At 70.4% G+C, this 21,818-nt stretch carries 18 protein-coding genes; 5 read left to right on the plus strand and 13 right to left on the minus strand.

What is annotated here, in order from left to right; all coding sequences use genetic code 11:
* Nucleotides 1-2: 2 nt before the first annotated feature.
* On the minus strand, nt 3-1,193 hold the full coding sequence (locus ACWC0C_RS20135; RefSeq protein WP_450865125.1) for a globin domain-containing protein: 1,191 nt from the start codon (nt 1,191-1,193) through the stop codon (nt 3-5).
* Nucleotides 1,194-1,497: 304 nt separating this feature from the next.
* Here ACWC0C_RS20135 and glnA point away from each other — a divergent pair, with 304 nt between their 5' ends.
* The gene (glnA, locus tag ACWC0C_RS20140; protein ID WP_449198216.1) at nt 1,498-2,859 is read left to right on the plus strand and encodes a type I glutamate--ammonia ligase; all 1,362 of its coding nucleotides are present in this window, start codon (nt 1,498-1,500) and stop codon (nt 2,857-2,859) included.
* Between the two features lie 91 nt (nt 2,860-2,950).
* On the opposite strand, the gene ACWC0C_RS20145 is transcribed toward glnA, so the two are convergent.
* Entirely contained in the window at nt 2,951-4,363 is a 1,413-nt protein-coding gene (locus ACWC0C_RS20145) for a DUF2079 domain-containing protein (RefSeq protein WP_450865126.1), read from the minus strand.
* 140 nt (nt 4,364-4,503) lie between these two features.
* Between ACWC0C_RS20145 and ACWC0C_RS20150 the strand changes: the two genes are divergently transcribed.
* The gene (locus ACWC0C_RS20150; RefSeq protein ID WP_450865127.1) at nt 4,504-4,746 is read left to right on the plus strand and encodes a hypothetical protein; all 243 of its coding nucleotides are present in this window, start codon (nt 4,504-4,506) and stop codon (nt 4,744-4,746) included.
* A 268-nt stretch (nt 4,747-5,014) separates the two neighbouring features.
* Nucleotides 5,015-5,182, plus strand: coding sequence for a hypothetical protein (locus ACWC0C_RS20155; RefSeq protein WP_449198219.1), 168 nt, complete (start codon nt 5,015-5,017; stop codon nt 5,180-5,182).
* A 13-nt stretch (nt 5,183-5,195) separates the two neighbouring features.
* Here the strand turns inward: ACWC0C_RS20155 and ACWC0C_RS20160 are convergent, their stop codons facing one another.
* The 4 genes from ACWC0C_RS20160 to ACWC0C_RS20175 are packed head-to-tail and all read right to left on the minus strand — an operon-like array spanning nt 5,196 to nt 8,681.
* Nucleotides 5,196-5,462 carry a hypothetical protein gene (locus ACWC0C_RS20160; protein WP_450865128.1) on the minus strand — a complete coding sequence of 89 codons (267 nt, stop codon included), beginning with the start codon at nt 5,460-5,462 and terminating at the stop codon, nt 5,196-5,198.
* Nucleotides 5,463-5,516: 54 nt separating this feature from the next.
* The gene (locus tag ACWC0C_RS20165; RefSeq protein WP_450865129.1) at nt 5,517-6,536 is read right to left on the minus strand and encodes a TolB family protein; all 1,020 of its coding nucleotides are present in this window, start codon (nt 6,534-6,536) and stop codon (nt 5,517-5,519) included.
* A complete protein-coding gene (locus ACWC0C_RS20170) occupies nt 6,533-7,792 on the minus strand; it encodes an MFS transporter (RefSeq protein ID WP_450865130.1) in 1,260 nt (419 codons plus the stop codon). The genes ACWC0C_RS20165 and ACWC0C_RS20170 overlap by 4 nt, the downstream gene beginning before the upstream one ends.
* 1 nt (nt 7,793) lies before the next feature.
* Nucleotides 7,794-8,681: an alkaline phosphatase family protein gene (locus ACWC0C_RS20175; protein WP_450865131.1), complete on the minus strand. Its 888-nt coding sequence runs from the start codon at nt 8,679-8,681 to the stop codon at nt 7,794-7,796.
* Between the two features lie 654 nt (nt 8,682-9,335).
* Between ACWC0C_RS20175 and ACWC0C_RS20180 the strand changes: the two genes are divergently transcribed.
* Nucleotides 9,336-12,350 (plus strand): bifunctional [glutamine synthetase] adenylyltransferase/[glutamine synthetase]-adenylyl-L-tyrosine phosphorylase, encoded by a 3,015-nt coding sequence (locus tag ACWC0C_RS20180; RefSeq protein WP_450865132.1) that lies wholly within the window; start codon nt 9,336-9,338, stop codon nt 12,348-12,350.
* Here the strand turns inward: ACWC0C_RS20180 and ACWC0C_RS20185 are convergent.
* The 6 genes from ACWC0C_RS20185 to ACWC0C_RS20210 form a co-directional block, all read right to left on the minus strand.
* On the minus strand, nt 12,332-13,213 hold the full coding sequence (locus ACWC0C_RS20185; protein WP_450865133.1) for a phosphatase PAP2 family protein: 882 nt from the start codon (nt 13,211-13,213) through the stop codon (nt 12,332-12,334). The genes ACWC0C_RS20180 and ACWC0C_RS20185 overlap by 19 nt on opposite strands.
* 92 nt (nt 13,214-13,305) lie before the next feature.
* Entirely contained in the window at nt 13,306-14,340 is a 1,035-nt protein-coding gene (locus ACWC0C_RS20190; protein WP_449198226.1) for a LacI family DNA-binding transcriptional regulator, read from the minus strand.
* A gap of 25 nt (nt 14,341-14,365) precedes the next feature.
* Nucleotides 14,366-16,030 (minus strand): glycoside hydrolase family 13 protein, encoded by a 1,665-nt coding sequence (locus ACWC0C_RS20195; protein ID WP_450865134.1) that lies wholly within the window; start codon nt 16,028-16,030, stop codon nt 14,366-14,368.
* Between the two features lie 62 nt (nt 16,031-16,092).
* Nucleotides 16,093-17,001, minus strand: coding sequence for a sugar ABC transporter permease (locus ACWC0C_RS20200; RefSeq protein ID WP_450865135.1), 909 nt, complete (start codon nt 16,999-17,001; stop codon nt 16,093-16,095).
* A gap of 12 nt (nt 17,002-17,013) precedes the next feature.
* Nucleotides 17,014-18,012: a carbohydrate ABC transporter permease gene (locus ACWC0C_RS20205; RefSeq protein WP_449198229.1), complete on the minus strand. Its 999-nt coding sequence runs from the start codon at nt 18,010-18,012 to the stop codon at nt 17,014-17,016.
* Between the two features lie 144 nt (nt 18,013-18,156).
* Nucleotides 18,157-19,446, minus strand: coding sequence for an extracellular solute-binding protein (locus ACWC0C_RS20210; protein ID WP_450865136.1), 1,290 nt, complete (start codon nt 19,444-19,446; stop codon nt 18,157-18,159).
* A 477-nt stretch (nt 19,447-19,923) separates the two neighbouring features.
* Between ACWC0C_RS20210 and ACWC0C_RS20215 the strand changes: the two genes are divergently transcribed.
* On the plus strand, nt 19,924-21,306 hold the full coding sequence (locus ACWC0C_RS20215) for an alpha-amylase (RefSeq protein WP_450865137.1): 1,383 nt from the start codon (nt 19,924-19,926) through the stop codon (nt 21,304-21,306).
* Between the two features lie 37 nt (nt 21,307-21,343).
* Here the strand turns inward: ACWC0C_RS20215 and ACWC0C_RS20220 are convergent, their stop codons facing one another.
* A complete protein-coding gene (locus ACWC0C_RS20220; protein WP_450865138.1) occupies nt 21,344-21,742 on the minus strand; it encodes a hypothetical protein in 399 nt (132 codons plus the stop codon).
* Between the last annotated feature and the right edge of the window lie 76 nt (nt 21,743-21,818).

Here is a 21,818-nt window from a genome sequence, read left to right on the forward strand (position 1 = left end):
GGTCAGGCGGCCCGCCCCGCCAGCCACAGGTCCGGGCCGAACACCTCGTAGTGGATGTCGGCCGGGGCCACGCCCTTCTCGATCAGCTGGGCCCGCACCGCGCGCATGAACGGCAGCGGTCCGCACAGGTACGCGCGCGTGCCCTCGGCCACCGCGATGTCGGCCAGGTCGACCAGGCCGGTGGCGGAGTCGGGCCCGGCGTGGCGCTCGTAGAAGAAGTGCACGGACGCGTCGGGGAGCTTGTCCGCGTACGCCTCGTGCTCGGTGCGCAGGGCGTGGTCGGCGGGGGAGCGGTCGCCGTGCAGAACGGTGACCGGGCCGTGGTGGCCGCCCGCCGCGAGATCGGCCAGCATCGCGATCATCGGGGTCACACCGATGCCGGCCGAGGCGAGCAGCAGGGGGGTGCCGGCGTCGGCGTCCAGGACCAGGTCGCCGTACGGCTCGGACAGCTCCAGGACGTCGCCTACGCGCACGCGCGCGTGGAGGTGGTTCGAGACCTCGCCGTCGGGGGCCGTGCCGCCGTGCACCCGCTTGACGCTGAACCGGCGCACCGTCTCGCCCGGCGCGCCGGACAGGCTGTACTGCCGTATCTGCCGGGCCCCGTCGGGCAGCTCGACCTGGACGGAGACGTACTGGCCAGCGCGGAAGCCGCGCACCGGGCCGCCGTCGGCCGGGCGCAGCCGGAAGGTGGCGACCTCCGCGGTCTCCTCGACCCGCTCGACGACCTCCCACGGCCGCCGCCGGGTGCTGCCGCTCTCCTCGTACAGCCGCTTCTCAATGGCGATGAGCGCGTTCGCCATCAGCCGGTAGACCTCGTCCCAGGCGGCCGCGACCTCGGGCGTGACGGCATCGCCGAGGACCTCGGCGATGGCGGCGAAGAGGTGCTCGTGGACGACCTCGTACTGCTCGGGTGCGACGCCGAGCGAGGCGTGCTTGTGGGCGATACGGCCGAGCATCGCGTCGGGCCGCTGGTCCGGGTGCCGGAGCAGGTGCGTGGCGAAGGCGGCGATGGACCCGGCGAGGGCCTGCTTCTGGGCGCCGGAGGCCTGGTTGCCGCGGTTGAACAGGTTGCGCAGCAGTTCGGGGTGGGCGGCGAAGAGGCGGGCGTAGAAGCGCTCGGTGATCTCGCCGATGGCGGCGCCGACGGCGGGAAGGGTGGCGCGGACGGTGGCGGCGGACGACTCGGACAGCATCGGGACTCCTCACGGCTCAACTGATCGGCACCGTATGAAAACTTGCATCTGAGATGCAAATTAAAGGGGCGTGGTGTCGCTCACGCCGGAAGCGGATCGGGCATTACGGATGTCGCTCCGAGCAGGCAAGATGGGCGACACAGCGGTACACCTGCCGTACGAGAGGCGTTCAGGCCGAGGACGCATCAGCGATCAAGGTCCGCAACGCGCATGAAATGGTGTTGTGGTGGGATGCTCAGGTGCCCGACCGCCTCGGTGGAACGGGGGACAGGCGGCCTGACCAGCAAGGATGGGGTAGCGGAAGATGGACAAGCAGCAGGAGTTCGTGCTCCGGACACTGGAGGAGCGCGACATCCGGTTCGTACGCCTGTGGTTCACGGACGTGCTGGGCTTCCTCAAGTCCGTCGCCGTGGCCCCCGCCGAGCTGGAGCAGGCCTTCGACGAGGGCATCGGCTTCGACGGCTCGGCCATCGAGGGCTTCGCCCGGGTCTACGAGTCCGACATGATCGCCAAGCCGGACCCGTCCACCTTCCAGGTCCTGCCCTGGCGCGCGGAGACCCCCGGCACGGCCCGCATGTTCTGCGACATCCTCATGCCGGACGGCTCGCCGTCCTTCGCCGACCCGAGGTACGTACTGAAGCGCGCCCTGGCCCGCACCTCCGACCTGGGCTTCACCTTCTACACCCACCCCGAGATCGAGTTCTTCCTGCTGAAGGACCGCCCGCTGGACGGCTCCCGCCCCACCCCGGCCGACAACTCGGGCTACTTCGACCACACCCCGACCAACGTCGGCATGGACTTCCGCCGCCAGGCGATCACCATGCTGGAGTCGATGGGCATCTCGGTCGAGTTCTCCCACCACGAGGGCGCCCCGGGCCAGCAGGAGATCGACCTGCGCTACGCCGACGCGCTCTCCACGGCGGACAACATCATGACGTTCCGCCTGGTCATGAAGCAGGTCGCGCTGGAGCAGGGCGTACAGGCGACCTTCATGCCGAAGCCCTTCTCCGAGCACCCGGGCTCCGGCATGCACACCCACCTCTCCCTCTTCGAGGGCGACCGCAACGCGTTCTACGAGTCGGGCGCCGAGTACCAGCTCTCCAAGGTCGGCCGCTCCTTCATCGCGGGCCTGCTCAAGCACGCGGCGGAGATCGCGGCCGTCACCAACCAGTGGGTCAACTCCTACAAGCGCATCTGGGGCGGCTCCGAGCGCACCGCCGGCGCCGGCGGCGAGGCCCCCTCCTACATCTGCTGGGGCCACAACAACCGCAGCGCCCTGGTCCGCGTCCCGATGTACAAGCCCGGCAAGACCGGCTCCGCCCGCGTGGAGGTCCGCTCCCTGGACTCCGGCGCGAACCCGTACCTGGCCTACGCCGTCCTCCTGGCCGCCGGCCTGAAGGGCATCGAGGAGGGCTACGAGCTCCCGCCGGGCGCCGAGGACGACGTCTGGGCCCTCTCCGACGCCGAGCGCCGCGCGATGGGCATCGAGCCTCTCCCGCAGAACCTCGGCGAGGCCCTCACCCTGATGGAGCGCAGCGACCTGGTCGCCGAGACCCTCGGTGAGCACGTCTTCGATTTCTTCCTGCGCAACAAGAAGTCGGAGTGGGAGGAGTACCGCAGCGAGGTCACGGCCTTCGAGCTGCGCAAGAACCTGCCGGTGCTGTAGTCCGGAGGGGCGCGCCCCTTCAGACCCCGGGGTCGACGGTCACGGACCGTCGGCCCCGGACTCGATTCGGCGGCGGTCGCCGTGGTGGTGGCTACTCGGCGGGAGACGCTGCGGGGCCTGGTCGCTTGAGCAGCCACACCCCGTCCGCGTGGAACACCGTCCGATAGGCCGTGTGCGGGTAGTAGCCGGCCGCCGCGGACGGCTCGACCTGCCACTGCCACCACGTCCCCGTCCCCTGGTCCAGCAGGATCCACTCGGGTGGTGCCGGGCAGCGCAGCCAGCACACCTCGTCACGGGCCCCGAGCGACGCCAACTGGCCCATGGTCGCGGCCACCGACCGGCCTGACGGGATCATCCGCTCGGCGCGTGCCGCCGCCTGGATGTGCGGGGGTGTGCGGTAGGTGCCCGGCTGCCACAACTGGTTGAGCGGCGACTGGAACACCATCGTCGCGGCCACGGCCACCATCAGCGCCGGACCGTGCGCGGCAAGCCAGGGTGACAAGCCCCGTGCCCACGACGGCCGGCCCGCGGCCCGCAACCGGTGCAGCCCGTCGACCGCGGCGACGAAGAGGATCGGCATCGCCGTCCCGTTGTAATGCCAGCCGGTACCCCAGTACGCCGAGTTCGACGCGATCAGACGCAGCCCCAGGGCCGGCACGGCGGCGAGCACCAGCGGGGAGCGCAGGGCGAGGCCGGCCGTGGGAAGCAGGAGCAGGGCAAACAGCGGTCCCTTCGTCTCCCAGCCGGACGCGAGGACACCGAGGTGGTGTTGTGGGCTGTCCTTCCAGTACGGGTAGGCATGCGTGGGGTTCACCGCCGGTATGAGGACGCAGGTGGCGAGGAGCGACCAGCCGGTTCCCCAAGCGGCGAGGACCGCGCCGGCGAGCCGCCGCCGGTAGGCGAGGGCGATGATCAGGCCGATCGCGGCGAGTGTCCAGCCTTGGTCCTCTTTCACCCACACCAGAGGGGCGGCCCACCACACAGCGGGCCACGCCCGCCGGCGGGCCAGCGCGGACAGGGAGCAGGCCAGCAGCGGCACCGCGAACGCGACCTCGTGGAAGTCCGACCAGACCATGTTGGACAGGCCCCACGACAGGCCGTAGGCAGCGGCGATCAGCCGGGCCTCGCCCCGCGTCAGCAGTTCGTCCGCCGCGCGGTGCACGGGCACGACGGACACGGCGGCCAGCGCGGCCTGGGCGACGAGCAGCGTCACGGGGGACGGGAAGACGCGGAAGAACGGGGCGAGCACCGCGACGACGGGCGAGAAATGATCTCCCAGCACGTTCATGCCCTTGATCGGCACCACGGGTGCCTGCCCCCTGGCGTAGTGGGCCACAGCCTCCGTGAAGATGCCCATGTCCCAGGAGGCGGGGTTGCCGGTCAGGTACCGGGCCACGGACATGGTGATGTACACGGCGAATACCGTGGCGACGATCGCCCACAGCACCGGATCCCCCGGGCGCCTACGGCGGACGGGCACGGCGCGTCGGACGTCTGGGGGCATGTCGGATATGACGGGCACCCCTACAGGATCACGACTCCGTCACCACTGCTCAAACGCACTCGGTCCCGGCCCAGGGGGTGCCTCACCCGCTCGGATGCGCTCGACGAGCGGCGGTGCGGGAGGGTGTGCATGGTGAGGGCATGATCACTACACCTCACGCCATGAAGGCTGTTTCCCGGATCCCGCGCGCACTCGCGGTGAGTGCCGCCGTGGGCATCGCTTGTGCGGCGGGGCTGGCAACTGCCACATCCGCCGTGGCCGCGACGCCCGCCGCCACACACGTCGCCACAAAGGCTGCCGCCCCAGCCTACGGCCACGGCGGTGGCGGGGACGAAAACGCGTGCGGCGACGGCATCCTCGCCATCCTCAACTTCTGCAACTGACGGACAACCGGCGGTAGTTCCTGCCCGCCGATCGCACAACCACACATGGAAGAAGTCCACCCACCCACCCCCTGGGCGGTCAGGAACAGGGGCAGGATCCCCCTCCCTGGCCGCCCTGCCGACCACACCAGCTGTGCCGGTGACGCTCTGCGCCCGGCGCGGCGCACGCGGTGGTCGGGCCGGTGACGCCGTGGTTCCCCGCCCTGGAGTTGGCATCCGCGGCGCGCCGGGGTGACCCTTGTGACATGCGCGGAAGGGCAGTCCGGCGGTGAGCGCGATAGCCGGCCTCAACTTCGAAGTGGTCCAGGTGATTGCGGGCTTCGCGAGCTTCGGGCTGGTGTGTCTGTATGCGTTGCTGGTGATGCTGGTCCGCAGAATTCAGGGCAAGCCGGTCAACGGACTCCCGCCGAAGGGCGAGGAAGAGCGCGAGAGCTGAGCGAAACGACGGTTCACTGCCACTCGGATGTGGTGCTGGGCTGCTGGGACCGCGGGTGATCGGCGTGGTCGCGGCCGTTGCAGGCGTCGTACACCGACTGGCCGGTCCATGGTGCGGCCAGGGGGACGAGCCCGAGGGCCTGTTCGCAGAGTTTGTTCCCGTTCAGGGTCCGGCCGGCGATGTTGATGCGGCTGCGGCTGCCATGGCCGTCGGCGTGGGCCGGGCCGGCGAGCGCGAGGCCGGCCGCGGTGAGCGCGGCGAGAGCGGTGATCTTCTTCATAGCCTGGTCAACGACCTTGGATCGGCCCAGGTCACGCGGCTGACGGTGGTGTGGCTATCCGACGTACGCCGGCGACACCGCGGCCGTACTGATCCGTCGCGACGCCCCCGAGCCGTCCGCCGGGACCTGGTACAGGTCGGCGCCGTAGTCACCCGGCAGCGCGTACACGATCGTCCGGGCGTCCCGCCAGACCGCCTGGTCGTCCACGCTCCTCGACTCGGCCAGCGCGGTCTCCCGCATGGTCCGCAGGTCCAGGACGTACAGACGCCAAGGGGCATCCTTGGGCAGCCCCTTGACCCGCTTCTTGTAGGCGATCCGGGTGCCGTCGGGGGACAGGGACGGGCACTCCACGTTCGTGTGCAGCGTGGTGACCGTACGGGCGCGCAGGTCGCCCCGCACCAGATAGGTACGGCCCTTGGTCGCGAAGGTCGCGTAGAAGGTGCGGTCGTCCGCCGCGAACGTGACGCCCCAGAAGTTGGCGTCCGCCGCCCGGTACGGATGCCCGTCCTTGACGATCCGGAAGTCCTCCAGCGACGGGACCAGCTCGCCACTGCGGACGTCCACGAGCGTCGTACGCGTGGAGAAGTTCGTACCGGCGTACGAGTCACCGCCCACGAACGCGGTCCAGGCGGCGAAGTGCCCCGTCGGCGAGACGCGGGCACGCGACGGAATGCCCGGGACGTCATAGCGATGCTCGGTCCGCAGACGAGTGTCCAGAATGAGCGCGCGGTACGTGTCCGAGACCGGGCCGTGCACCGCCTGCAGGCAGACACCGGTGCCCGAAGCGGCGTAGAAGCGCAGGCACTTGACGCCGGAGGCGGTACGCGGCCCCGACGGGTCCCCGGCCGGCACGCTGACGACCTCGTCCCGATGCGGGCCCCAGGCCATGTTCCGGAACACCATCGACCCGTGCCCGGCCAGCGTCACCGTCCCCGCCGTGACCCGCGGACCGCCCGCCTGGGTGTGATCACGGCGGTCGGCACGTGCCGAGGCGTGCAGCACGGAGGCGAGCCCCACCGCTGCGAGCACGGCGACGGCGGAGACCAGGATCAGGATGCGGCCGCGTACGGTCATGCGGGCACAGCCCCCTTCGGGCGAACGACGACGGAGAACACCACACAGCCGACCAGCGCCACCGCCGCGCCCGTGAGCGCCGCCCGATCGCCCCACACCGTCCAGGCCGCGCCGAACAAGAGACTGCACGCGAACCGGGCCAGCGCCTGCCCGGTCTGCACGAGGGCCAGCCCGGACGAGCGCAGCGCCTCCGGCACCCCGTCCGAGGCCGCCGCCATCAGCACGCCGTCGGTGGCCGCGTAGAAGGCGCCGTGCAGGGCGAGGACGACGTACGGCAGCGGCGAACCCCGCCAGGCCGTGAGCAGCAGCGCGTACGCGACGAGCAGGGCGCCGTGGCCGGCCACGAAGACCGCCCACCGGCCCACGCGGTCCGCGAGCCGCCCGAGCGGCACCGCGAGCAGCAGGAACGAGGCGGCCGTACCGAGCGGCAGCAAGGGGAACAGGCGGTCCGGCACGCCGAGCCGGCGCTGGAGCAGCAGGTACACGAACGAGTCACTGACCGTCGCAAGGCCCAGCAGCAGGGCGCACACCGCGATCCGCCGCAGCCCGCGCCGCCGCAACAGCCCCACCGCACCCCGCAGGGTGGGCCGCTCGTCCGAAACGGCCTTCCCTCGCCCGCCCGGCACGAACAGGACCAGTACCAGGACGCCGAGCACCGCGACGCAGAAGCTGACGGTGAACACCGCGTCGTACCCGTCGACCGCCGCCCGCAGGATCAGGAACGCCACCAGTGGCCCGAGCAGCGCCCCGGCGGTGTCCATGGCCCGGTGCACCCCGAAGGCACGCCCCCGGGACTCGGCCGTACTCGACAACGAGATGAGGGCATCGCGCGGAGCGGTCCGCAGCCCCTTCCCGGTGCGGTCGGCGGCGAGAACCAGCCCGATCGGGGTCAGCGAATGAGCGACGAGCAGCAACGGCTTGCACACGGCGGAGAGGGCGTACCCGAACCCGGCGACCCACTTGTGCCGTCCGCCGCCCCGGTCCGCGAGATGCCCGCCCACGAGCCGTACGACCGCCGAGAACCCGTTGTAGACGCCGTCGAGCAGCCCGAACCCCAGAGGGGACAGGCCGAGCCCGGTGACCAGGTACAAGGGCAGCACGGCGGTGACCATCTCGGACGACACGTCCGTCACCAGACTGACCGTTCCGAGCGCGAGCACGGTCGGGGCGAGCGCGGCGCGGCGCCGCCCGGCCGGTGGCCGGACGGCACCCTCCGCGGACGCCGGCGTACTCGCGCGGCTGTCCGCGACGTACACGTCAGGACGCCCAGATACCGGTGATGTCCTTGGCGGAGCCCGCGTTGCCCGCGTGCGTGCTCAGCCCCTGCAGGTCCTCCAGGGTGCGCAGCAGGTCGTAGTGGTTGTAGGTGGTGGAGCTGGACGACCCCGCGACCACGGGCTGCCCGTACAGCACGGTCGGAATCCGGTTCCCGCTCAGCCGGTTGTCCTCGTCGAACGTGACGACGAGCAGGCTGTTGTGGGTCTTGGCCCAACTCGCGTAGGCGCCCAGGTTGTTCTTCAGCCAGGTGTCACCGGTGGACACCGAGCAGTCGTGCATGTCGCTGCACAGGTTGGGGACCACGTACGACATCTGGGGCAGCGTCGAGTAGTCCGTCGGGAACTGGTCGAACGTCATGGCGCTGTCCGCCGGCACGTTGCTGAACCCGAACCACGGGTTGTGCTTCTGGGCGTAGTCGCCGCTGCTGCACGTGGTGTCACCCTGGCTGGGCAGATCCTCGTTGTAGCTGGCCCAGGTACGGCCGGCGTCGATCACCTCGGACGCCAGGTTGGGCTCCGAGGAGAAACCGGGCGTGACACAGCTGTCGTCCGTGATGCCCTGGGTGTCGCCGGAGAACATCGCGTAGTAGTTCGGCTGGCTCGGGTGGGTCTCGGCGTACGACTGCGTGAGGCTGGCACCTCCGGACCTCAGCGAGTTGATGTACGGGGCGCGGGAGGAGCCGATGACCTGGCTGTAGGCGTGGTTCTCGAAGACCACGACGACCACGTGGTCCGGACTCGGCACGGCGCCCGCGGCGTGCGCGGACTCTTCACCGATCCCGGCCCACAGCCCGACCGCGGCCGCGGCGAGGGCCGCTGCGGACGCCACGACGGTACGGGCACGGCGGTACACGGAACTGCCGGACACATCAACCTCCGGGGTGGGGGGCGAAACGGGGCTGGCGGTGCGGACAGAGCATGCACACGCCAACATTCCCGAACCCCACGCGAGCCAACCTCAAGGGTGAAGATCGGATGAACTACTACCACCGTCCGAGGTGCCCGCAACCGCACACACCACGGTAGTCGCCCCACCGCACCCGGCACCCGGCGGCGCTGCAGTGGGGGGTCGAGCGGCGTGGCCGCAGCCGCAGACGGCGGGAAGGGGACGTGGCGGGTGGTGTCCGCCCGCAGCGGCCGGCGAAAACGCCGCGCGCCCCACGGGATACAGGGCGCCGGACCGAGGACGGACACCACCCGGCGCGGCACCGACCCACACACCACGGCAGGCGCGACACCAGCCCCCACGCACCTGCACGGGCCGCCGCAGGCACTCCGCACCGCCGGACGCGCAGCGCGCCGGCACGCCCCGCGAGCCGCCGCAGGCACCCGCCCCCATACCCCGCCAGCCCCCGAGACCCCCCGAGACCCCCCGAGACCCCCCGAGACCCCCCGAGACCCCCCGAGACCCGCCAAGGCGCCGCAGGCTCTCGTGCCCGGAGCCCCCCCGGCCCGCCCCCTCCGGTTAGGCTCTGGCCAGGACGGTTCCGATCCGAGACGTACGCAAGGGGAGGCCACGGACATGACGCCGGGGCGCAGAAGCAGCACCTTCACCCGTCTGCTCCGACACGGCTTCACCGACCCCTCCGCAGCAGAACGCCTCCTCGACGGCCCGGAACTCGCCCCCGTCCGCGACGACCCCGTCCTCCTGGAGGCCCTCGGCGCCACCGCCGACCCCGACCTCGCCCTGCACGGCCTGGTCCGTCTCCTGGAGTCCCAGAACAGCCCCACCGCCCACCGCGAACTGCTGGACACCCTCATCGCGGCCAAGCCCCTCCGCGACCGCCTCCTCGGCGTCCTCGGCGCCTCCGCCGCCCTCACCGACCACCTGGCCCGCCACCCCAGCGACTGGCACGCCCTGGTCACCTACGAGCCGCAGGACCTGCACCCGGGCCTCACGGAGTTCGAGCGCGGCCTGGCGCAGGCCACCGACCCCGTCTCCCTCCGCATCGCCTACCGCCGCTGTCTGCTCTCCATCGCCGCCCGCGACGTCTGCGGCACCACCGACGTCGCCGAGACGGCCGCCGAACTCGCCGACCTCGCCACCGCCACCCTCCGCGCGGCCCTGGCCATAGCGCAGGCGCAGGCCCCCGAGGACACCGCCGCCTGCCGCCTCGCGGTGATCGCGATGGGCAAGTGCGGCGGCCACGAGCTGAACTACGTCTCCGACGTGGACGTGATCTTCGTAGCCGAAGCTGCCGAGGGCACCACCGAGGCCAAGGCACTCACCTGCGCCACCCGCCTCGCCTCCCACCTCATGCGGATCTGCTCGGAGACCACCGTCGAGGGCTCCATCTGGCCGGTCGACGCCAACCTCCGCCCCGAGGGCCGCAACGGCCCCCTGGTCCGCACCCTCTCCTCCCACCTCGCCTACTACCAACGCTGGGCGAAGACCTGGGAGTTCCAGGCCCTCCTCAAGGCCCGCCCGGTGGCCGGCGACACCGCCCTCGGCCAGGCGTACGTCGACGCGCTCGAACCCATGGTCTGGAAGGCGGCCGAGCGCGACAACTTCGTACCGGACGTCCAGAAAATGCGCCGCCGCGTCGTCGAGAACATCCCCGCGTCCGAGATCGAGCGCGAGCTAAAACTCGGCCCCGGCGGCCTCCGCGACGTCGAATTCGCCGTCCAGCTCCTGCAGTTGGTGCACGGCCGTACCGACCCGGCCCTGCGCAGCGGCACCACCCTCGACGCCCTCCAGGCCCTGGCCGCCGGGGGCTACGTAGGCCGTGAGGACGCCGCCCGCCTGGACGAGGCGTACCGCTTCCTGCGCTCGATGGAGCACCGCATCCAGCTCTACCGCCTGCGCCGCACCCACCTCGTCCCGGTGGCCGAGGAGGACCAGCGCCGCCTCGGCCGCTCGCTCGGCCTGCGCACCGACCCGGCGGCCGAGCTGATCCGGGAGTGGAAGCGGCACACCGGCGTCGTACGACGCCTCCACGAGAAGCTCTTCTACCGCCCCCTCCTCGACGCGGTCGCCCAACTCGCCCCCGGCGAGGCCCGCCTGAGCCCCGAGGCGGCCCGCGAGCGCCTGGTCGCCCTCGGCTACGCCGACCCGGCGGCCGCCCTGCGCCACCTGGAGGCCCTGGCCTCCGGAGTGACCCGCAAGGCGGCCATCCAGCGCACCCTGCTCCCCGTCCTGCTGGGCTGGTTCGCCGACTCCGCCGACCCGGACGCGGGCCTGCTGAACTTCCGCAAGGTCTCGGACGCCCTCGGCAAGACCCCCTGGTACCTGCGCCTCCTGCGCGACGAGGGCGCGGCGGCCGAGAACCTGGCCCGCGTCCTGTCGGCGGGCCGCCTCGCCCCCGACCTCCTCATGCGCGCCCCCGAGGCGGTGGCCCTGCTGGGCGACGGCGACGGCACCGGCGCGAGCGGCGGGGGACTCGCGCCCCGCGGGCGCGGCCACCTGGAGCAGGAGATCCTGGCCGCCGTGGGCCGTGCCGAGAACGCCGAGCAGGGCGTCACCGCGGCCCGCGGGGTGCGCCGCCGCGAGCTGTTCCGCACCGCCGCGGGCGACATCGTCGGCTCCTACGGCACCGAGACCAGCCCCGCCGAGGCCGACCAGGGCGCCCTGGTGGACCGGGTCGGCGCGGCGGTCTCCGACCTCACCGCGGCCACCCTCGCCGGCACCCTGCGCGCGGTGGTCCGGGACGGCTGGGGCGACACGCTCCCCACCCGTTTCGCGATCATAGGGATGGGCCGTTTCGGCGGCCACGAGCTGGGCTACGGCTCCGACGCGGACGTCGTCTTCGTGCACGAACCGCAGGACGGCGTCGACGAGCACGAGGCGGCCGCCGCCGCGAACAAGGTCGTCGCCGAGATGCGCCGCCTGCTCCAGCTGCCCAGCGCCGACCCGCCGCTGCTCATCGACGCCGGCCTGCGCCCGGAGGGCAAGTCGGGCCCGCTGGTACGCACCCTGAAGTCGTACGAGGCGTACTACCGCCGCTGGTCCCTGGTCTGGGAGTCCCAGGCGCTGCTGCGGGCGGAGCACGTGGCCGGCGACGAGGACCTGGGCCGGCGCTTCATGGAGCTGATCGACCCCCTGCGCTACCCGCGGCACGGACTGGCGGAGGACGCCGTACGCGAGATCCGCCGTCTGAAGGCCCGGATGGAGTCCGAGCGCCTCCCGCGCGGCGCCGACCCCAAGCTGCACACCAAGCTCGGCCCGGGCGGCCTGTCGGACGTGGAGTGGACCGTCCAGCTGTTCCAGCTCCGGCACGGCTGGGACCAGCCGGGCCTGCGCACCACCCGCACCCGCGAGGCGCTGGCCGCCGCCCGCGCGGCCGGGCTGCTGACCGCCGAGGAGGCGGAGATCCTGGACGAGGCCTGGGTGCTGGCCACCCGGGTGCGCAACGCGGTGATGCTGGTGCGCGGCCGGGCCGGGGACACCTTCCCCACCGAGCCCCGCGAGCTGGCCGCCGTGGGCCGCTACCTGGGATACGGCGGCGGGCACGCCGGAGACATGCTGGACGCGTACCGCCGTACCACCCGCAGGGCGCGTGCGGTGGTGGAGGAGCTGTTCTACGGCGACGGAACCTGAGCCGGCTCGGGCTCGGGCTCGGGCTCGGCCGGACGGGCCGGTACCACCCGCGGCAGCCGGGCCGGCACCGCCCCGTACCACATCCGGGCCACCGTGAAACCGAAGGCCAGGCACAGCACGCCGCCCACCGCGTCCAGCCAGAAATGGTTGGCCGTGGCGACGATGACCAGCAGGGTGGTCGCCGGGTAGAGCAGGCCCAGCACCCGCACCCACGGCACGGACGCCAGCGCGAAGATCGTCAGCCCGCACCACAGCGACCAGCCGATGTGCATCGAGGGCATCGCCGCGTACTGGTTCGACATGTGCTTCAGATCGCCGGAGGCCATCGAGCCCCACGTGTGGTGCACCATGACCGTGTCCACGAAGTGCCCGTCGCGCATCAACCGGGGCGGCGCGAGCGGAAACAGATAGTAACCGAGCAGGGCCACACCCGTGGTCGCGAACAGCGCCAGTCGCGCCGCCGCGTAACGCCCCGGATGCCACCGGTACAGCCACACCAGCACCCCGATCGTGACGATGAAGTGCAGTGTGGCGTAGTAGTAGTTCATGCCGATGATCAGCCAATTCACCGAGTTCACGGCGTGATTGACGGACCGCTCGACGGCGATGCCCAGATCGTGCTCGACGCCCCGGATCCAGTCGGCGTTGCGCAGCGCCTTGCCCTTCTGCTCCGGGACGGCGTTGCGGATCAGTGAGTACGTCCAGTAACTCACCGCGATCAGAAGGATCTCGAACCACAGCCGGGGCCGCCGCGGCCGCCTGAGCCGGGCCAGGGCACCCCCTCTGCCGTACTCGCCCGTGACGGCCTGTGGAACGGCCACTTCCTCGCGACCTTCCGGCTCTGTCACGGTCGAGTCACTCATAGGCGTCAAGTCTGCCAGAAAAGGGTCCTTCGCCCGATCATCCCAAGGTCGGGTCCACGACGCACCTTCTACGACATACGCACACGTACCTTCTACGACGCACGGAGGACATTCGGCGCCGAAGCGGTCGAACCGCGCACCACCAGCTCCGGCATGAACACGAACTCGCTGTGCGGCGCGGGCGTCCCGCCGATCTCCTCCAGCAACGTGCGCACCGCGGCCTGTCCCATCGCCGGCACCGGCTTGCGGACCGTGGTCAGCGGCGGGTCGGTGAAGGCGATCAGCGGGGAGTCGTCGAAGCCGACCACCGACACGTCGCGGGGCACCTCCAGACCCCGCTGCCGGGCCGCCCGTATGGCACCGAGCGCCATCATGTCGCTGGCGCACACCACGGCCGTGCAGTTCCGCTCGATCAGCGCCGTCGCGGCCGCCTGACCACCCTCCAGGGTGTAGAGCGAGTGCTGGACCAGCTCGGTCTCGACGGCCTCGGCGGCGAGCCCCAGCTGGTCCTGCATGGCCCGTACGAAGCCCTCGATCTTGCGCTGCACCGGCACGAACCGTTTCGGCCCGAGAGCGAGCCCGATCCGGGTGTGCCCGAGCGACACCAGATGGGTCACCGCGAGCGTCATCGCGGCCCGGTCGTCGGGGGAGATGAACGGCGCCTGCACCTTCGGCGAGAACCCGTCCACCAGCACGAACGGCACACCCTGGGCCCGCAGCCGCTCATAGCGCTGCATGTCGGCGGTGGTGTCCGCGTGCAGCCCGGAGACATAGATGATCCCCGCGACCCCGCGATCCACCAGCATCTCGGTCAGCTCGTCCTCGGTCGACCCGCCCGGGGTCTGCGTGGCGAGCACCGGCGTATAGCCCTGGCGGGTCAGAGCCTGGCCGATGACCTGGGCCAGGGCCGGGAATATCGGGTTCTCCAGCTCCGGCGTGATCAGGCCGACCAGGCCCTCGCTGCGCTGCCGCAGCCGCACCGGGCGCTCATAGCCCAGGACGTCCAGCGCGGCGAGCACGGACTGACGGGTGGTGGCGGCGACGCCCGGCTTCCCGTTGAGGACCCGGCTGACGGTCGCTTCGCTCACCCCCGCCTGCGCAGCGATGTCGGCAAGCCGTGTGGTCACAGGATTGGACTGTACCGGTCGCATCTCAGGCTGCCCACCAGACGGCGCAATCCGCGGGGATCGCGGTGTGTGCCGGGCCCGGCTCGACATCGGCGCTGGCGAGCAGCAGCGTGCCGGGAGTGGCCACGGAGACCGGGGTGGCGGTGAGGTTGACCGTGCAGACGAACGAGCCGTCAGCGGTGTCACGGCGGAAGGCCAGCACGCCCTCCGGGGTGTCCAGCCAGGTCACCTGGCGGCCGGCGCCGAGGGCCGGGTGTTCGCGGCGCACGGTGAGCGCGCTGCGGTAGAACTCCAGGGTCGAGGTGGGATCGCCCTCCTGGGCCGCGACGGTCAGGCCCTTCCAGTCCGCGGGCTGCGGCAGCCAGCTCGGGCCGCCCTCGACGGGACCGAAGCCGAACGGCGGCGCCTCGCCCGACCACGGCAGCGGCACCCGGCAGCCGTCGCGGGTGCCGTCCTGGCCCGAGCTGCGGAAGAACGCCGGGTCCTGACGCACCTCGTCGGGCAGGTCGACGACCTCGGGCAGGCCCAGTTCCTCGCCCTGGTAGAGGTACGCCGAGCCGGGCAGCGCCAGCATCAGCAGGGTCGCCGCCCGGGCCCGGCGCAGACCACGCTCCTTGTCGCCTTCCGCGAGGCGCGTGGAGTGCCGGACCACGTCGTGGTTGGACAGCACCCAGGTCGCCGGCGCGTGCACCGCGTTCATGGCGCCGAGCGAGCGGTCGACGACGTCGCGCAGGTCCGCCGCGTTCCAGCCGGTGGTCAGGTAGGAGAAGTTGAAGGCCTGGTGGAGCTCGTCCGGCCGGATGTACAGCGCGCTGCGCTCCACGGTCGGCGTCCACGCCTCGGCCACCGCGATGCGCTCGTCGTCGTACTCGTCCAGAATGCGCCGCCAGCCCCGGTAGATCTCGTGCACGCCGTCCTGGTCGAAGTACGGCACGGCCTCGGTGCCGAGCAGCTTGACCTGCTCGTCCCGGCCGATGTCCGGCAGCCCGGCCGCCTTGACCAGACCGTGCGCCACGTCGATGCGGAAGCCGTCGACGCCGAGGTCCAGCCAGAACCGCAGGATGGAGCGGAACTCGTCGTGCACGGCCGGGTGGTCCCAGTTGAAGTCGGGCTGCTCCGGGGCGAACAGGTGCAGGTACCACGCGCCGGGGGTACCGTCCGGCTCGGTGACCCGGGTCCAGGCCGGACCGCCGAAGATCGACTCCCAGTCGTTCGGCGGCAGTTCGCCGTGCACGCCCTTGCCCGGCCGGAAGTGGAACCGCTCCCTCAGCGGCGAACCGGGCCCTTCGCGCAGCGCCTGCTTGAACCACTCGTGCTGGTCGGAGCAGTGGTTGGGCACCACGTCGACGATCACCTTCAGACCCAGCGCATGGGCGTCGCGCACCAGGTCGTCGGCGTCGGTCAGGGTGCCGAACATCGGGTCGACGGCCCGGTAGTCGGCGACGTCGTAGCCCGCGTCGGCCTGCGGGGAGGCGTAGAAGGGGGACAGCCACACGGCGTCCACGCCCAGCCGCTTCAGGTACGGCAGCCGGGAGCGGATGCCGGGCAGGTCGCCCATGCCGTCGCCGTCGCCGTCGGCGAAACTGCGTGGGTAGACCTGGTAGATGACCGCGTCGCGCCACCACTCCCGGCGCCCGGAGGCGGCGGAGGAGGCGTCGGTGGGGACTGCGTCGGTGACGTGCTGGGTCATGGATTCCCTTAAAGGATGCGAGGGGAACGACAGAGAAGCTTGCGGGGTGCCGGGCCGGGCGGTCAGGACTTGGTCCCGCCGGCGGTCAGCCCGGAGACCAGGCTGCGCTGCACGAGCATGAACACGAGGGCCGCCGGAATGGTGATGATGATCGCGGTGGCCGAGGTCCACGCCCAGTCGGGCCGCTGGTCCTGTGCGAAGGTGCGGATGCCGACGGCGAGCGTGTAGTGGTCGGACTGCATGAACTGGGTGGCGTACGCGACCTCGCCCCAGGCGGTGAGGAAGCTGTAGAACGCGGTCACCGCCAGGCCCGGCTTGGCCAGCGGCACGATCAGCCGCCAGAAGGTGCCGAACGGGGTGAGGCCGTCCACCCGGCCCGCCTCGTCTATCTCCTTGGGGATGGTGTCGAAGTAGCCCTTCATCATCCAGGCGCAGAAGGGCACCGCCGTGGTCGCGTACGCCAGGATCAGACCGAGGTAGTTGTCGAGCAGGTCCAACTCGGACAGAAGCAGATACAGCGGCACGATCAGCACGATACTGGGGAACATCTGGGTGACCAGGAACGTCCACATCAGCTGCCTGCTGCCGGGGAACTTCATCCGGGACACCGCGTACCCGGCGGTCGCCGCGAGGAAGACACCGAGGGCGGTGGTGCCGCCGGCCACGATGACGGTGTTCAGGAACCACTTCGGCAGGTCCGAATGGGCCAGTACGTCAGTGTAGTTGTGGAAGCTGAGGTCCTTGAGCACCTCGCTCGGCTGCTGCCAGGCGTTCTTCGGGCCGAGCGAGATGAACAGGATCCACACCACCGGGAAGGCCGCGATGACCGTGGCCAGGATCAGGGTGGCGTGCAGGGCGATCGACGCCGCGGGGCCGCGCTCCTCACGTCCGCGCACCTTGCGGGCGGGGGCGGCCGGGGAACGGGTGGCGGCGGGAGCGGTCGCGGGGGTCTCGTGGGTCGCTGCGGTCATGGCGGGTGCTCCTTACGCCTGCTCGGACTTCAGGGTGCTGCGGCGGTAGAACGTCGAGAAGGCCAGCAGGAGGGCGAGGATGATGATCCCGTAGGTCGCCGCTCCCGAGTAGTCCGAGATGCCGGTGAAGGCCTTGCGGAAGGCGAAGGTGACGAGGATGTCGGTGTCGCCGGTGGTGTTGTTGCCCAGCAGCAGGTAGATGACGTTGAACATGTTGAACGTCCAGATGCAGCCCAGCAGGACCACGGTGTTGGACACCGGGCGCAGACCGGGCAGCGTGACGTTGACGAACCGCTGCCAGGGCGAGGCACCGTCCATCTCGGCGGCCTCGTACAGCTCCTTGGGGATCGACTGCAGGCCGCCGAGCACGGCGACCATGTTGAAGGGAATGCCGATCCAGACGTTCACCATGATCACGGCGATCTTCTGGGCGAGCGGGGTGCCCAGCCAGTTCTGTGCGGGCAGGCCGACCGCGGTGATGATCTCGTTGAACACGCCGAACTGGGAGTTCAGCATCAGCCGCCAGGCGAAGACGCCGATGAACGACGGGACCGCCCAGGGCAGGATCAGCATCGCCCGGTAGAAGCCGCGCAACCGCATCTTGCGGTTCAGCAGCACGGCGAGGCCCATGCCGATGCCGACCTGCAGCGCGACGCAGGAGACCGTCCACACGACCGTCCACACCAGGCGGGGGTAGAAGTCGCCGTCCGCGCCCGACAGGACGTGCCAGTAGTTGTCGAGGCCGACGAAGTCGTAGGTCGCCGGCCGGTGGAAGGCGCCGATGGTGGTGGCGACGTTCGACTCGTTGGCGTTGGTCAGCGACTGGTAGAAGCCGTACCCCAGCGGATACAGGACCAGCACGGCGATCACGACGGCGACCGGGGTCACCATCGCCCAGGCGTACCAGTACTTGTCCCAGGACTGCCTGAGGCGCGAAACGCGTGCGGGGCGCGTGGACCTGTCGTCCCGCGCTGTCTTGTCGGTCTGTGCCGTGCTCGCTGCGGTGGTCATCCTCATCGACTCTTTATCGGCTCGTTCGCGGCGGAGGTCTGGTGGTTCCGCAGCCCCGGGGAGCCCCGGTCGGGGCGGCAGCGGGGAGAACGTTCCCCGGGGCTGCGTGTCCTTCGGTTACGGTGTGGCTACCGACCGTTCAGGTCAGCCGATGGAGTAGCCGGGCAGGAGCGACTGGAACTGCTTCGCGGTGGCGTCCAGGCCGGACTTGACCGACGCGTCGCCCTGCAGGATCTTCACGTAGTTCTGCTGCAGCGGCGTGAAGAGCGAGCCGACCTGGGGGAGCGCGACGCGCGGACGGGCGGTCTGCTCCAGGATCGGCTTGAAGCCGGCGATCTTGGCGTCGGAGGTGACCGCGGAGGTGTAGGCCGACTTGCGGGTCGGCAGGGTGCCGGTCTTCTGCGCGATGGTGATCTGGCTCTCGGTGGACGTCATGAACTGCGTGAACAGGTAGCTGGCGTCCAGGTTGCCCGAACCCTGGTAGACGGCGAGGTTGTGACCGCCGGTCGGGGCCTGGGCCTTGCCGCCGGCGCCGGCCGGGACGGGCGCGTACCCGAGGTTGGCCTCCTTGCCCTTGAACGCCGAGCCGGTCAGGTCGTCGCTGACGGACCACGGGCCCTGGACCAGCATGGCGACCTTGCCGTCCTTGAAGGCGGTCTGCATGTTCTGGTAGGCGTTCGCGAAGTCGACCTTCATCGACGCCTCGTCGTAGATCTTCTTCGCGGTGGTCAGCGCGGTGACGGCGCTGCTGTCGCTGATGGTGATCTTCTTCGACGAGGTGTCGGCCATGTCGGCGCCGTTGCTGTACAGCAGCGGGAGCAGGAAGTACGAGTCCGGGTTGACGTAGGTGCCGGACGCGCCGGTCTTCTTCTTGATGGTCTTGGCGTCGGCGATGAACTCGTCCCAGGTGGCCGGCGGCTTGGCGATGCCGGCCTTCTTGAACAGGTCCTTGTTGTACAGCAGGCCGAGGGTGTCGGTGACCGACGGGACGCCGTAGGTCTTGCCGTTGAACTTGGCGGTGTTCATCGGGCCCGCGTTGAAGTCGGAGGTGTTCTGCAGGGCGGGGGTGCCGTCGAGCGGGGCGATGTAGCCCAGCGAGGCGTACTCGGCCATGAGACCCACGTCGGTGCGGACCACGTCCGGGGCACCCTTGCCGCTCTTGGCGGCCGACTTGAACTTCTGCTCGACGTCGGTGAACGGGACGCTCTGGTAGTTCACCTTGATCTTCGGGTACTTGGCCTCGAACTGCTTGATCAGGGCCTTGTACGTCGGGGCCTCGGTCGCCGCGTCCGAGGTGTCCCAGTACGTGATCGTGCCCGACACGTCCTTGGCGGCCTTCGGCTTGCTGTCGGTCTTGCCGTCCGAGCCGCCGCAGGCGGTGGCGGCCAGGGCGACCACGGTGACCGCGGCGGCGATCGATATGCCACGTCGCATATGAACTCCTAGAAGAGTGGTTGCCCGGATCATCCCTTGGGAGGACCGCGGGTGCCGTCTGTCCCAATCGACGGCCGCCGGGCGCGGGAGGAACGTAGCAAGGCTGCAAGTCCTTGCGAAAGATGTTGCAAGGAAATTTCCGCAAGATCCGGCAAGCGTGACGTCCCCGTTACCCCCGCATGTCCTCCGGGCTGCGGCGATAGGGGCACACCCGCACCCCGCCACCCGCTCCACCGGGACGTAACCGGTCTCCCGGGAGACCCCACTCTCTTGCAGATGGCCGCCGAGCACCTGCCCGCCACGGCGGAGGGCCCGGGCCGGCGCCACCCGGAGTGCGAACTGGCCCCGCGAAGCCACCTGTTGGCATTTCTTTCCGCATCTTGCTGAAACATTGGCGTAACGGTTAGGTTCACGCCACCCGTTGGTCGTTGATCGGTCAATCGCCCCCCACACGCACAACGAAGTGCAGGAGCACACATGGCCAGAAAGACCCTGGCCGCCACGCTCGCCCTCGCGGCCGGCCTGGCGGTCCCCCTCACCGTCCCCACCGGTGTCGCCGAGGCCTCCCCGCCCGGTACCAAGGACGTCACCGCCGTCCTCTTCGAGTGGAACTACGCCTCGGTCGCCAAGGAGTGCACCACCACCCTCGGCCCCGCCGGCTACGGCTATGTCCAGGTCTCCCCGCCCGCCGAGCACATACAGGGCTCGCAGTGGTGGACCTCGTACCAGCCGGTGTCGTACAAGATCGCGGGCCGCCTCGGTGACCGCACCGCCTTCAAGAACATGATCGACACCTGCCACGCGGCCGGCCTGAAGGTCGTCGTCGACACCGTCGTCAACCACATGTCGGCGGGCAGCGGCACCGGCACCGGCGGCTCGACGTATACGAAGTACGACTACCCGGGCCTGTACTCGTACCCCGACTTCGACGACTGCACCTCCCAGGTCACCAACTACCAGGACCGCTGGAACGTCCAGCACTGCGAACTCGTCGGCCTGGCCGACCTGGACACCGGCGAGGAGTACGTCCGCAAGACGATCGCCGGCTACATGAACGACCTGCTCTCCCTGGGCGCCGACGGCTTCCGCATCGACGCGGCCAAGCACATCCCCGCCGAGGACCTGGCCAACATCAAGTCCCGCCTGACCAACCCTTCCGTCTACTGGAAGCAGGAGGTCATCTACGGCGCGAACGAGGCCGTCCAGCCCTCCGAGTACACCGGCAACGGAGACGTCCAGGAGTTCCGCTACGCCTACGACCTCAAGCGCGTCTTCAACAACGAGAAGCTGGCCTACCTGACCAACTTCGGCGAGGGCTGGGGCTACCTCGGCAGCTCGGTGGCCGGCGTCTTCGTGGACAACCACGACACCGAGCGCAACGGCAGCACCCTCAACTACAAGGACGGCGCCAACTACACCCTGGCCAACGTCTTCATGCTCGCCTGGCCGTACGGCGCCCCGGACATCAACTCCGGCTACGAGTGGACGGACACCAACGCGGGCCCGCCCGACAACGGCCAGGTCAACGCCTGCTGGCAGGACGGCTGGAAGTGCCAGCACGCCTGGCCGGAGATCATCCGCATGGTCGCCTTCCGCAACGCGACCCGCGGCCAGTCGGTCACCAACTGGTGGGACAACGGCAACAACGCGATCGCGTTCGGGCGGGGGAGCAAGGGGTTCGTGGCGATCAACCACGAGTCGAGCAGCCTGAGCCGCACCTACCAGACGTCCCTCCCGGCGGGCACGTACTGCAACGTGCAGAACAACACGACGGTGACGGTGAACTCCAGTGGACAGTTCACCGCCACCTTGGGCGCCAATACAGCGCTGGCGATTTATGCGGGGAAGTCGAGCTGCTAGTTGTTCTGCACGTTGCATTGACGACTCTCGCTGCCGTTCATCGGCCGCGATTCCCGTTGCCGCCTCGGATGGCGGGCTGGGCTTCACGCAACCGCCTCCGGGGCTGCCCGGGACTCGGCGCCGATGGGCGCCTGCGCGTGCTGTTGGTGACCGAGCCGCCCGTCCGGCGGGCTCGGGCGTGAATCTTGTTGCAGGCGGTGATCATGGCGCTGAACTTCGCCTGGCTGCCGAAGCGGCTGTTCAGGCTGTAGGAGTACGGCTGGTAGACGTCCCACCAGTAGGACGAGGACTGCTTCAGGGACTCCTGGGTGCACTCGGAGGCGACGGAGTCCCAGTTCCATTCCCAAAGGTTCGCGATGACATCGCCCTTGGCGGTGGTGTCCGCCCGCGCGGGGGGCGCCGGCAGGGCGATGGCACCCGTGAGCGGGTTCGACAACCGGTGAGCGTGCGGCAGTTGAGAACAGCACGTCAAGGTTGACGTTGAAACTTCTTGCTATGAGTTTCAAGACTCT

It is taken from the genome of Streptomyces sp. NPDC001709, assembly GCF_053596375.1.

Excerpts from the sequence above, each read along its gene's own strand:
- ACWC0C_RS20150 (WP_450865127.1), top strand. The coding sequence starts at position 4,504 with ATGATCACTACACCTCACGCCATGAAGGCTGTTTCCCGGATCCCGCGC.
- ACWC0C_RS20185 (WP_450865133.1), bottom strand. The coding sequence starts at position 13,213 with ATGAGTGACTCGACCGTGACAGAGCCGGAAGGTCGCGAGGAAGTGGCC.
- ACWC0C_RS20195 (WP_450865134.1), bottom strand. The coding sequence starts at position 16,030 with ATGACCCAGCACGTCACCGACGCAGTCCCCACCGACGCCTCCTCCGCC.
- ACWC0C_RS20165 (WP_450865129.1), bottom strand. The coding sequence starts at position 6,536 with ATGACCGTACGCGGCCGCATCCTGATCCTGGTCTCCGCCGTCGCCGTG.
- glnA (WP_449198216.1), top strand. The coding sequence starts at position 1,498 with ATGGACAAGCAGCAGGAGTTCGTGCTCCGGACACTGGAGGAGCGCGAC.
- ACWC0C_RS20200 (WP_450865135.1), bottom strand. The coding sequence starts at position 17,001 with ATGACCGCAGCGACCCACGAGACCCCCGCGACCGCTCCCGCCGCCACC.
- ACWC0C_RS20180 (WP_450865132.1), top strand. The coding sequence starts at position 9,336 with ATGACGCCGGGGCGCAGAAGCAGCACCTTCACCCGTCTGCTCCGACAC.
- ACWC0C_RS20215 (WP_450865137.1), top strand. The coding sequence starts at position 19,924 with ATGGCCAGAAAGACCCTGGCCGCCACGCTCGCCCTCGCGGCCGGCCTG.
- ACWC0C_RS20205 (WP_449198229.1), bottom strand. The coding sequence starts at position 18,012 with ATGACCACCGCAGCGAGCACGGCACAGACCGACAAGACAGCGCGGGAC.
- ACWC0C_RS20210 (WP_450865136.1), bottom strand. The coding sequence starts at position 19,446 with ATGCGACGTGGCATATCGATCGCCGCCGCGGTCACCGTGGTCGCCCTG.
- ACWC0C_RS20145 (WP_450865126.1), bottom strand. The coding sequence starts at position 4,363 with ATGCCCCCAGACGTCCGACGCGCCGTGCCCGTCCGCCGTAGGCGCCCG.
- ACWC0C_RS20160 (WP_450865128.1), bottom strand. The coding sequence starts at position 5,462 with ATGAAGAAGATCACCGCTCTCGCCGCGCTCACCGCGGCCGGCCTCGCG.
- ACWC0C_RS20135 (WP_450865125.1), bottom strand. The coding sequence starts at position 1,193 with ATGCTGTCCGAGTCGTCCGCCGCCACCGTCCGCGCCACCCTTCCCGCC.